Here is a 12,993-nt window from a genome sequence, read left to right as displayed (position 1 = left end):
ACATTGACTGCGGTAAGCGGGCCCGGTTATAAGAATTATACAACAGCCGTACCAAATAGCGAAACCAGCCTGCAGATTATTGCCGTAACGCAGAATGCTGGGGCTACTATAAAAGTAAATGGCATCACAACCGCTTCAAATGTGGCCTCACAATCGATACCACTGAATGTTGGCGCAAATGTTATCACCACGGTTGTAACCGCGCAAGATGGCACAACAACCGATAGTTATATTATTACGGCTAACCGTGCGTCGGGAGCATTATCAACCAATGCGCTGTTAACGTCAATAAAAGCAAGTCCGGTTAGCACATTGACTGCGGTAAGCGGGCCCGGTTATAGGAATTATACAACAGCCGTACCAAATAGCGAAAGCAGCCTGCAGATTATTGCCGTAGTGCAGGATGCTACGGCTACTATAAAAGTAAATGGCGTCACAACAGCTTCAAATGTAGCCTCACAATCAATACCGCTGAATGTTGGCGCAAATGTTATCACCACGGTTGTAACCGCGCAGGATGGCACAACAACCGATAGCTACATTATTACAGCTAACCGCGCAGCACCCGGGATGGCGCTTCAATATGTTGAAAACCCTGCCGATAGTTTGAAAGCAGCAGATGATGGTATTGTGGTACATAAAGGACTTTCTCCAAACGGGGATGGCAAAAATGATGTGCTGACCATAGACGGCTTGGCAAAATATCCTGATAATAAACTAACCATTATGAACGTAGGTGGTGTTGAGATCTACCATGTATCAGGTTATGATAATGCCAATAAAGTATTCGATGGGCATTCAAATAAAACCATGGCTATGCAAAAGCCGGGCACCTATTTTTACCAGCTTGAATATAACGACAAAGGCAAAGTAAAATATAAAACAGGCTATATTTTATTAAAGTATTAGGGATAAATTATTAGTTAGGGAGAAACACACACGGCCAGGCAATTTATTTGCCTGCCGTGGCAGTGTTAATTTTTTACCACGTGATAACCAGTACAAAAATAATTAAGAAGAAGAGCTTAATTGGTTTACTTCATGTCCTGTATTTTATTTCCCGAATCGTTGTTTCCTGACATCTTGCTTCTCTTCAGAAACCTCTTGATTTCTTAATTTCCTCCATTTCTAAAAACCATAGGGTTATATGATTGACCTATAGGGTTATATGTCTGACCTTTGTGTCATCACAAATTTAATTTTCAGTGCATTATCCCCCGGATTATAGCCTCATCCTTCATCGTTATGAAAACATCTTTACCTTCATCAAAAAAACTATTTCCTAAAATAGCCTTTATTGGCCTGCTATCTGTGTTGATATTATGGATGCTGTTTTGTTTTAACATCCTATATGCTGCAGGCTACTCTTTTGCAAAATTTAAAAACGGCCATATGGCCAAAACAGGTAAGGTTTTAAAAAAAACAAACCAATTTGTTGTGCCATCCATCAGCTACAGCTCTCCTAAAGTTATGTAGCAGGGCATATTATATCTCCGCTGACACCGACAAGCATTAGTAGGGAGAACACACACGGCCAGGCAATTTATTTGCCTGCCGCGGCCGTGTTAATTTTTCACCATCCGGCTGCCATAAACCGGGCCTGCACTGTTGCCCTGCTTTGGCAATAATTTAACAATTACTTTTTGTTTCCCTTTCGTTAGCTCAACAGGAATGATATAGCTGATATCGTAAAAGCGGCTTTCCTTGTATTTGTTTAAATCTTCGGTTGAAAGTTTTACACCATCAATCAATATATCAAACACTCTGCCCCGGTTATCCATGCCCCAGTAAGTATTTATAAGTGTATTTTGAGCACTGGCATCAACCTTCATCTCATACACAAGGTACCCGCCATTTTCTGTCGATCGCCATTTTTTTTGATGATCTTCACCGGTAATGGCATTTTCACCACTAAAATTATGGTCGCGTTCGGGCTGCATTTCGCCAATACGCAATATGTCTGTGGTGCGGGCTTCAAGTTCCTGTTGCTTTTTCTTTTGCTCGTCATAAGCTTTTTGCTGTACCGCCCATAATTCAGGGGTAAATACATCCCAGTAAACAGAATAGTATTCGTCTTTTGTTTGATTAAAAGGGATTAGCTTAACCTCTTCAGGCTTCGATACATTCACCGTGCGAAAGCTTAGCTGATTTTTATCAACCATTTGCAGCCAGTTATTGGGATTGGTTTCGCTGGTAACAAAAACAGGTACACCTTTAAGCGGATCAGGCTCTGTGTTACCTAAAATGCCTGCCAGCAATACCGGGCCGTAAAATATAGCGCGCCTGTTTGCGTTGTCGGGCATGGCTTCGGTGTATAGGTTTTCAGGAGTTGTAAATGCTATTTTATCATTGTTTTTCCATTTACGGTTTAAAACAAAATAACCCTGCGCATCTGCGGTTAATTGCTGCGATTCGCCGTTTATACTGATCACAGGGTTTAATGCCCAATGCGGCTTACGAATGCGGATAGCCAAGTTTACCGGCTTTAAAGTACTAATGGTAAAATTGATCTGATCATTTGTGGGTAGATTGCTTTCCTGTTTTATGCTCAAGCCTTTTTCGCTCCATTTTAGCACCGATGGAATAAACAGGTTAACGTACAGGCTGCCGTCATCGCCCCTGAAATAAATACTTTCATTATACTTTACATGGTTCTCCATGCCTGAGCCTACACAGCAGGTAAAGGTATTAAAAGGGTCGCTGTATTCCTTTTTGCCGCCCATGCGTAAAGGCACAAAATAGCACATCATGCCGCTTTGATGATTTTGCGAGGCCAGGATATGGTTATAGAGCGCTTTTTCATAATAGTCCATCAAAGCAGCTGAAGGATCAACCGAAAACAAATGCCTGGTTAGCTTAAGCATATTGTAAGTGTTGCAGGTTTCGGTGGTGTTTTCAGTAAGCTTATCGTTTAGTTTGCCTGGTTCGGTCAGATACTCGTAATTGCTGTTGCCGCCTGTAGCGTATGAGTGGTTATTGGTAACAGCCGCCCAAAAGAAATCGGCAATGGCCTTGTCTTTTTTATCGCCCGTAAGTTCATACCGCCTTGCGCTGGCTATTATTTTAGGGATTTGGGTGTTGGAATGTTTGCCGGGCAAGATATCCTGTTTTTGCGCCAGCGGATCCAATATGCGTTTATCATAAAATTTGTACGACAGGTCAAGATATTTTTTATCGCCGCTTATGGCATACAAATTAACCAATGCTTCGGCCATGCCGCCATATTCGCATAGCAGCATCTTTTGCAGCTTATCATCATCAAGATTTTTGATGGTTTCTCCTGTCCAGTCGCCCATTTTTTTGCAGATGATAAGCGCCTGTTTATTGTTGCAATATAAATAAGCATCTAAAAGCCCGGCCATAACTTTGTGAACCGTGTACCAGGGCGACCAGCCCCCGTTCAAATCAAAACCCCTTGAGCGGATCTCGCCTTTGGCAACTTCGGCCCAAATGGTATCTTCTTTTGGTATGGCGCCAATGTAGCCGGTTTTGCGGGCCACCTGGCATTCATTCAACTCGTTAACAATATAATTTACCCGTTTTAAAAACTCCGGATCGCCACTTGATGCATAATGCATGGAAATTGCCGAAAGGTAATGGCCAAGCGTATGGCCCGCAAGGCCCGATGATTCCCAGCCCTCATACATCTTCCCTTTAGCTTTTAAACCCGAGTGGGTACGGAATGCCGATAACAAACGGTCGGGCTCAATTGATAATAGATAGTTTACATCGGCCTGCATGGCTTGTTTAAAAGGGCTCTCCAGTAACGTTACGTCCTTTAAATCAAATGTGTATGCTTTTATAGCGGTTTGCGGTTTTACTTTTATCCGGCTATCATTCCATTCGGGTACGTATGATTGCGCTTTCGTCGTTTTAACAATTGCCGCTATTGACAAAACACATACACTTAATTTAAGCCACTTAATTGTTATCATAATTCGGGAGGTTTTACGATGGTAAAATCAATTTATAAAGTTAACCGGGCAAAATGGATTTTTATGCCCAATATTTTGCCATTGATAACCGGATATTAGCTGGTTTATGGGTGATGTTTTAATTTGACTCGTTCTTAAAATTGGAATTTAAATAAATTTAATTATAATTGTAATAAAAACAATTATAAGTGCCTTATTGCAGTATATTTTACCCAAATATACCTTACAGATATTTTTTTTAGTGTAAATTATACATTTATAATTTTTTCTGAAAGTTGTTTAAACCTGACTTTATTTTAAGTTTTTAAGGCTGTTATATGCTGTAAATTAACAGATGATTGCCGGATTTTAGCAGGTTTACCTAAAGTGTTGATTATTAGAATTAAGTAATTGTAAATTCAAAGGGAATTAATAAATAAAAAGATGAAAGTTTTACAATTTACCATTCCTGTTACCCACGATAAAAGTGTGATAGCCGAGAAAGTTTGTCAGCAATATCATTATCCTTATTTACACAGGCATAAAGAAATACAGATTACCTGGATCCAGAAAGGTGAAGGTACATTGATTGCCGGAAATAATATGCATGATTATTCACCGGGTGATATTTTTGTGATAGGAGCAAACTTGCCGCATGTTTTTAAAAGTAGTCCTGAATACTTTACTCCAAATACAGGTAAACAAATTGAAGCATTAACTATATTTTTTAGCCCCGAAGGAGTGCTGAGTTCTATGTTTGATTTGCCCGAATTAAAGCCTGGCAAAATATTTCTGCAGCATCATCAGCAAGGTTTTAAAATACCGCATAATATTACAGACAAGATCTCGCAGCTAATGATAGCGCTTAAAAACGCTTCAGGTACTGATCAGTTGATCCAGTTTCTTAACCTGGTTAAGGGGCTTATCAATATCAAATCAAAATTAGACCCGCTCTCATCCTACGGCAGCTTACCTGGCATAACTGAAAATGAAGGAATCCGTATCGGTAATATTTATAACTATATTATCCTAAACTACAGTGAAGAGATAAACCTGGAAGATGTGGCCAAAGTTGCCTTTATGACGCCTGAATCATTTTGTCGCTATTTTAAAAAACATACCGGCCACACCTTTATATCTTTTTTAAATGAGGTAAGAATAAATGAAGCTTGTAAAAAGCTGATAGCTCACAAATTTGAAAGTATAAACACGGTAGCCTACAAATGTGGCTTTAAAAGTATTACCAATTTTAACCGCGTTTTTAAAAATGTGATCGGCAATTCTCCCCGCGGTTATCTCGATTCATACAACAATAATCTGATAAGCCTGAGCAGGGCTGCGGGCTAAGGCTAAATAGACATCATTATGTGTTAAACGCCTGGTAAAGCCAGCTGCTTAGAATAATTCTTAACCTTGGTAATGGGGGCCTCTATCCCGGATTAGTGAAGAGTGGCGCAGTGGGCTATCAGCTTGTCAAACATGGCGAGCAGGCTTTTATCCGCATCCTTGAGAGGCTAATTACGTCTTTTTATGTTAATTCCTTTCGGCCCTCTTTAAATTCTATATCAGTACAACAAATTGTATGTTGTAAAGCATCATCGCTACATCACCTTGCCTCAAGTAAGTTTTAGTGTCATTTTCTCAATATTACCTGGTTCGCTTAACTGGCAGTTATACGGGGTAATATTTTCTAAAGGTTAAAATACGATAATAACCAGCCAATTTCTGTTCAAATAAGGGTGATTCAGGTAAATACCTTTACAAATAAGTAAAGTATTGATAATACCAAGTCTTAACCATCCTAAATGATAAATTATGATAATTAAACCATTACTTAAAAAAAGTATTGTAATGTGTATGTGTACTATGCTTTTTGCATTTACAACTTATGCACAAACAATCTTAAAAGGCCGGGTAACCGATGAGGGCGGAACGCCTGTTGCTGCGGCCGGCATCAGGATCAAAGGAACTAAAACAGCTACTGTAACCGATATTAACGGTGCTTTCAGTATCAGTTATAACAGTCCTGCAACATTAGTAGTTACTGCTGTTGGTTTTACTACCAGGGAACTTAGCCTGGGCAACCAAACAACAGCAGATATTAAACTATCAATAAGCACTACAGAATTAAGCGATGTAGTGGTAACAGCAATAGGGGTAAAGCGCGAAAAACGCCTGTTAACCTATAGCACCCAGGAGTTAAAAGGTGAAGACCTTACACGGGCAAAAGAACCTAACGTTATCAACGCCATGGATGGTAAGCTATCCGGTGTGCAGATCACCAGTTCATCAGGTACTGCAGGTTCTTCTACGCGTATTGTGATCAGGGGCGCTATCTCGGTAAATGGTAATAACGAGGCGCTGTTTGTTGTTGATGGGGTGCCCATTGATAATTCTGAAACTGCAAACATTGGCGGCGGTGCAGCCGGTGCGGGAAGCAGCCGTGTTGTTGATATCGACCCTAATACTATTGAAAGTGTGAACATTTTAAAAGGCGCTGCTGCAACAGCCTTGTATGGATCAAGAGGTGCATCAGGCGCGGTAATAATAACTACCAAAAGCGGCTCAATAAATAAAAAACCGGCAATTACCTTCACTTCCGATTATTCATTTGAAAAACCACTGTTGCCTGAACGCCAGACAGCTTATGCCCAGGGTACCCACGGTTTGTTTTATAATGGCGAGGATAAGAAAACCAGTGCATCATGGGGCCCGCGTATGGATACCCTTATGATAAACGGTAAGCTTGCGCCCAAGTACGATCCTTATTCATTTTTCAGGACTGGGCGAACTACCAGTAACTCGCTGAGCATCGCCGGAGGCAACAATTCCTCTTCTTATTATGTATCTTATTCTTATTTCAACCAGCAGGGCATCTCGCCTAATAATGATTTTAAGCGTCACTCCTTCTTTACAAAATACTCAGCCAACATCTACAAAAATTTCACCACCACTTTCCAGTTAGGCTACAGCAATTCGCGGCAGGACCGCCTGCCCGAAGGCGCCAGCAACGGCCCGCTTTTCGTTGTGATGGTGCAACCGGTTTCATGGAACCCTTACCCGATATTAGGAGCAGATGGTACACCACGTTTATACCGTTTCTCGCGTAATTCGCCTTTATGGAGTTTGGATAATATTGATAATACCTCAATTGTGAACAGGTTTTTACCAGTAACCACCTTTAACTATGCGGCCACAAAATGGCTGACGATTACCGAGCGCCTGGGGGCTGATATTTATATGGAACAGGATAAATATACCGAATCGCCAAGTCCGGCTATAGGCCTTAAAGGGCAGATCCGTGATCAGGATGTGCTTTACCGCCAGTTTAATCATGACCTGATCATTAATGCCAGCCAAAAATTTGGAAAGTTTGATGTAAACCTGTTATTAGGCAATAACTATAACTCCATTTACAGCCAGGCCACGAACATTAACGGAACCGGGATTGTAGTTGATAATTTTAATAACGTTTCGGCAGGTTCAGCCATATCTGCAACTGAGGGGCACAGCTCACAGCGGAAGATCGGGTTTTACTCACAGGCCAATCTGGAGTATGATAAATTCCTGATCTTATCCTTAACCGGAAGGTATGATGGCAGCTCGGTACTGTATCAGAAAAAACAATTTTATCCGTATGGCTCAATAGCAGGCGGGTTTATATTTACCCATTTTATGCCGGCATCGGTTACCAATGTTTTGAATTTTGGTAAAGTTCGCTTTTCGTACGCTACTGTAGGTAATGACGCTGTAGGGCCATATTCATTAACCACCCCATTTGTGCTTGCTGGCCGTAACACTAACGCCGGTTACTTCCCGTTCCCTTACCAGGGCCAGCCTGGCTTTTTGCAAAGCGCAACGCTCAACAATCCATACCTGCAAAATGAAAAGCTGAAAGAATACGAAGGCGGCCTTGAACTAAGGTTCCTTGATAACCGCATCAGCTTTGAAGGATCGTATTTCGACCGTAAATCATTAAACGGCATTATCCCGGGTATCCAAATTTCAAATGCCACAGGTTATGGCGGTACAACGGTTAACTCCGCCAGTATCCGGAACAGGGGTTTTGAAGGCCTATTAACGGTTGTGCCTATAAAATCACAGGATTTTAGCTGGGATGTCACCATAAATTACACCCGCATCCGTAATAAGGTTTTAGAGTTGAACAGTGCAAAAAATATTACCCAGCTTGGCCGTGTTATAGTAGGGCAGCCTTATAATATTTTTTACGGCGTAAGGTACCAGCGCAATGCAAAAGGACAAATGCTGATAGATGATACCGGGTTACCGGTGGTTGACCCAACCCAGGGAATTGTTGGCGATGCCAACCCCGATTGGACAGGCGGGATCCAAAATACTTTAAGGTATAAACAGCTGAGTTTAAGCTTCTTCTTCGATGTTAAAAAAGGTGGGGATGTTCAAAATGATGTAGAAGCTGTCTCCTTTTTCTACGGTACGGCAAAAGTAACCGCGAACCGAGCTCCAATAGTTGTGCCGGGTGTAAATGCCACTACCGGGCAGCCCAACACCATAGCTGTTGATGCACAAACCTATTACCAGAGCCGCCAGTACGAATCATCAATCCAGGATGGTACTTATATTAAGCTTCGTAATGTTAGCTTGTCTTATCGGCTGTCTGAATCAATGGTGAAAAAAACGCCGTTTAAAGATGCATCTTTTACAGTTACCGGGCGTAACCTGTGGATCTACAGCCCGCATTTTACCGGCGGTGATCCTGAAGTAAGTTCATACGGCAGCTCGAATGGTGCACAAGGCATTTATGCCTTTTCAACACCAACCTCGCGCTCCATTAACTTTTCGGTTAAACTGGGTTTCTAAATTTAAAAATTAACAATTACACTGATGAAAAAGATCTCCACATACCTACTGCTGCTTGCTCTTATGTTAGGCAGTTGTAAAAAAACTTTAGATATAAACAAAGACCCTAACAATCCTATTGATGTGCAGGAGTCGTTGTTGCTTGCACCTATTGAACTTAACGTATCCGACCAGGTTTATGCCGGTAATGCCAGTTTAGATATTCAGAACTTTATGCAAACCATAGCAGCCAATCAGCCTAACCCCGGCTTGTGGAATTACCAGCTGTTTAACAGTGATTTTGATAGCGACTGGTACAACTTTTATGTGAACCTGCTCAATAACCTGAAAATAATGAACGCCAAGGCAGAAGCTGATGGTAAATTGAATTATGCAGGCATCTCAAAGATTTTGTCGGCCTATACCCTGGGTTCAGCTACTGATTTTTGGGGCGATATTCCGTACTCGCAGGCGCTTAAAGGCAGTGATAACTTTTTGCCGGTTTATGATAAGCAGGAAGATATTTATAAGGATGTACAAACCCTGCTTGATAATGGCATTGCGGATATTAATAAGAACAGCATTACAAAGCCTGCCGGCGATGATTATTTTTACAACGGCGATATGTCAAAATGGCTAAAGCTGGCTTACATTTTAAAAGCACGGTTTTATATGCATTTAACAAAGGCCCCCGGTCATACTGCCGTACAGCAGGCCGACCTTGCCCTTGCCGCATTGGCCAACGGGATGCAGAGCAACGATGATGATTTTAAATTTGTTTATGCAGGTACTGCCGGGAGCGAAAATACCATCAACCTTACCTTTTCGCCAGTGACTACTTATGTACTGAATGAAACTTATGTAAATGGTTTTAAAACCAGGAACGATCCGCGCCTTACCATACTTGTAAAACCGGCTGATGGCACCGGCTTATACACAGGCAGAAGAATAGGCACCAATACCGGTGCGCTTAACGAATATTCGTATCCGGGTGATTTTTACGGAAGCGCAACAGCTGCAAATTACATAGTGAATTACTCGGAAGCCTTATTCCTTAAGGCCGAGGCCACTTTTATTAAATCGGGAGCGGCAGCGGCACAGTCAATATACCAGGATGGCATCAAATCAAACATGAGCAAAGTTGGGGTTGCAAATGCGGCTGTAACCACCTACCTGGCAGCAAGAGGAACCCTAACGGGTGCAAATGCGATCCAAATGATAATGGAAGAAAAAACGGTGGCCAGCTTCTTTAACTTTGAAACTTTTAATGACTGGCGGAGAACAGGCTTTCCGGCTGTGACAAAGGTTGATGGCGCGCTTACCGAGATCCCGCGCCGTTTACTGTATCCTGAAAGCGAAATACAAACCAACGCCCAGCCCCAGCAAAGCGCAAAAGCTACTGATCGGGTTTGGTGGGATGCGCAATAAATAACAGTATTTTGTAATATAGCAGGTGGTTAAAAGCCGGGGCATTAAGTTGCCTTGGTTTTTAGCCACTTTTTTTTGTGAGGGATGGTTTGCCAGCTGAACGGATTTCTTGATTTTTAATCAGAGTGATCTTTAAATTTTATAACTATAGTTTAGAAGAATAGTAAGCCACTCTATTATCCTGCCTCGCGTACCAGCGCATAGTCAGTAATCCAATGCATCGGGGGATTATTTCACCCCTCTCCATTATCTCAAAACACATTTTATCCGTAGCTTTGACAATTACCCTTGTAAACATTACCTACATTATGAACAAACTTACTCACTGCATTTGCCTGCTTTTTCTTTTACTGGCGGGTTATTCGGGGTTTGCACAAGCTACCAAAGCGCCTGCTTATCCGTTGATCACTCATAATCCTTATTTCAGCATCTGGTCGTTTAGCGATGAGCTTAACCAGTCGACAACCCATCACTGGACGGGTAAGGATCAATCGTTGATCGGGTTGATAAAAGTTGATGACGAGGTTTATCGTTTTATGGGAAAAGAACCTATATCCTACAAAACCATACTGCCCGCTGCGGATGAAAAGCCATATGCCTGTACGTACAATGAACTTATCCCAGGAGATGGCTGGACAACCCTTAAATACGACGACAGCGCCTGGAAAACCGGGACGGCCCCTTTCAGCGATGATAAAGACAGGGCCGGAACCTTGTGGACAAGCAAAGAAGTTTGGGTGCGCCGGGTTTTTACCTACAGCAAAACAACTATCAATAAGCTTTACCTGAAACTGCACCATGATGATGACGCCGAGGTTTTTCTTAATGGCGAAAAGATCTATTCAGCCAGCGGCGCCAATGGCGATCTGCAATATTTCCCGCTTAGTGATGATGTGGTAAGCAAATTAAAAGAAGGCGAAAACGTACTGGCTATGCATTGCACCAATACCGGCGGTGCTGCCTGGCTGGATGTCGGCCTTGCCGATGAAATAAAACCAACTGAACATGCCGAGCTAAAGGTTGCCAAACAAACTGGTGTTAAGCTTAATGCTACCCAAACCATTTATAATTTTAAATGCGGTAATACAGGCTTGCAGCTAACTTTCACCTCGCCGCTGCTGATGAATGATCTGAGCATTTTATCAAGGCCTGTATCATACATCAGCTACAAAGTAAAATCAAACGATGGCAAGCCACATAACGTAAAGGTATATTTCAGCGCATCGGTTGATGTGGCGCGTAATACCCAATCGCAGCCGGTTACCACAAAAAAATATGCTTCGGGTAACCTGTCTGTTTTAAAAGCAGGCACTGTTGAGCAGCCTATCCTGCAAAAAAAGGGTGACGACCTGCGCATTGACTGGGGCTACATGTACGTAGCAGTGCCAAAATCTTTTAACTCGCAGCAATATGTAAGTGCCGGTACCGAAGCGGTTAATTCTTTTTTTAGCGGCGAGAGCAAATCAACAGCAACCCAGGGAACCGACCTTGTTTTAAATACGGTGATCCCGTTTGGTGCAGTTGGTAAAACCGCTGTTGAAAAGTTTGTTGAGCTGGGTTATGATGATATTAACCCCATTCAGTATTTCCACACCAATTTAAAACCATGGTGGAAGAACACACAAACCAAAACCATTGAACAGGCACTTGCAAAGGCTGCCGCTGATTATCCAACCCTGCAAAAAAAGTGTGAGCAGTTTAATGCCACGATGTATAAGGACGCAGTAAAGGCCGGAGGCGAAAAATATGCAAAACTGTGCGTAATGGCTTATCGTCAAAGTATAGCTGCCCATACGCTTGTAAAAAGTCCGCAGGGTAAATTGCTGTGGCTGTCAAAAGAAAATTATAGCGGTGGTTTTATAAATACGGTTGATGTTACCTATCCATCGGCCCCATTATATCTTTTATACAACCCTAAATTATTGGAGGGGATGCTGAATGGGATCTTCTATTTCAGCGAAAGCGGCAAGTTTCAACGCGGTTATGCCGCGCATGACCTGGGGACCTATCCGCAGGCGAACGGCCAGCAATACGGCGAAGGGATGCCGGTTGAAGAATCGGGCAATATGATGATACTTGCTGCTGCAATTGCACAGGCCGAAGGCAACCCTGCTTATGCCAAACAGCATTGGATAACTTTAGGTAAATGGGTAACTTATTTGGTTAATGAGGGCTTTGATCCTAAAAACCAACTATGTACCGATGACTTTGCCGGGCACCTGGCACGCAACGCAAATTTATCGGTAAAGGCTATTGTAGGCATTGCCTGTTATGCAAAGCTGGCAGGGCAAATGGGTGAAGTCGGATCAGCAAAAAGGTATGGCAAAATTGCTAAGGATATGGCGGCAAAGTGGGCGCAATTAGCCGGCGATAACGACCATTATACCTTAACGTTTGGAAATAAAGGCAGCTGGAGCCAAAAATATAACATGGTTTGGGATAAAATTTTAGACTTGAACCTGTTCCCGCAAGCTGTTTATGATAAGGAGGTTAAATTTTATCTGACCAAACAAAATGAATTCGGACTGCCCCTGGATAGCCGTAAAACCTATACAAAAAGCGATTGGATAATGTGGACAGCCACCTTAGCGAAAAACAAAGCCGATTTTGAAGCTTTGGCGGCCCCGGTTTATAAATTTGCTACCGAAACCCCAACCCGCGTTCCCTTAAGCGACTGGCACGAAACAACCAATGGAAAACAGACAGGTTTCCAGGCACGAAGTGTGGTGGGAGGGTATTTTATAAAGATGCTTGAACAAAAGTGGGTTAAGAAATAGGTTGTTACAAAACAGGTTTTAATTTGGACAGATAACTAATTAACCACTATGTCATT

General features: G+C 42.2%; 7 protein-coding genes. 6 read left to right on the top strand and 1 reads right to left on the bottom strand.

Annotated elements, in window-relative coordinates; genetic code table 11:
- Both BUE31_RS10375 and BUE31_RS30685 read left to right on the top strand, forming a co-directional pair.
- Window positions 1-909: cadherin-like beta sandwich domain-containing protein (locus tag BUE31_RS10375; RefSeq protein ID WP_200801902.1), on the top strand; the 909-nt coding region annotated here is incomplete at its 5' end.
- A 336-nt stretch (window positions 910-1,245) separates the two neighbouring features.
- Window positions 1,246-1,476: a hypothetical protein gene (locus tag BUE31_RS30685; protein ID WP_143167082.1), complete on the top strand. Its 231-nt coding sequence runs from the start codon at window positions 1,246-1,248 to the stop codon at window positions 1,474-1,476.
- A gap of 89 nt (window positions 1,477-1,565) precedes the next feature.
- On the opposite strand, the gene BUE31_RS10370 is transcribed toward BUE31_RS30685, so the two are convergent.
- Window positions 1,566-3,935: a glycoside hydrolase family 127 protein gene (locus BUE31_RS10370; RefSeq protein WP_073403025.1), complete on the bottom strand. Its 2,370-nt coding sequence runs from the start codon at window positions 3,933-3,935 to the stop codon at window positions 1,566-1,568.
- 423 nt (window positions 3,936-4,358) lie between these two features.
- On the opposite strand from BUE31_RS10370, the gene BUE31_RS10365 reads away from it, so the two are divergent.
- The 4 genes from BUE31_RS10365 to BUE31_RS10350 all read left to right on the top strand — a co-directional run bounded on the left by BUE31_RS10365 (window position 4,359) and on the right by BUE31_RS10350 (window position 12,937).
- Window positions 4,359-5,261 carry an AraC family transcriptional regulator gene (locus BUE31_RS10365; RefSeq protein ID WP_073403023.1) on the top strand — a complete coding sequence of 301 codons (903 nt, stop codon included), beginning with the start codon at window positions 4,359-4,361 and terminating at the stop codon, window positions 5,259-5,261.
- 468 nt (window positions 5,262-5,729) lie between these two features.
- Entirely contained in the window at window positions 5,730-8,753 is a 3,024-nt protein-coding gene (locus BUE31_RS10360) for a SusC/RagA family TonB-linked outer membrane protein (protein WP_200801901.1), read from the top strand.
- Window positions 8,754-8,777: 24 nt separating this feature from the next.
- A complete protein-coding gene (locus BUE31_RS10355) occupies window positions 8,778-10,160 on the top strand; it encodes a SusD/RagB family nutrient-binding outer membrane lipoprotein (protein ID WP_073403021.1) in 1,383 nt (460 codons plus the stop codon).
- Window positions 10,161-10,468: 308 nt separating this feature from the next.
- Window positions 10,469-12,937: a glutaminase family protein gene (locus BUE31_RS10350; protein ID WP_073403019.1), complete on the top strand. Its 2,469-nt coding sequence runs from the start codon at window positions 10,469-10,471 to the stop codon at window positions 12,935-12,937.
- Window positions 12,938-12,993 lie beyond the last annotated feature (56 nt).

The sequence above is a fragment of the Mucilaginibacter sp. OK098 genome, from assembly GCF_900142915.1.
In the GTDB taxonomy this organism is placed as follows: domain Bacteria; phylum Bacteroidota; class Bacteroidia; order Sphingobacteriales; family Sphingobacteriaceae; genus Mucilaginibacter.
Note: the sequence above shows the minus strand (reverse complement) of the source record. Positions and strands in the feature narration are given on the sequence as shown.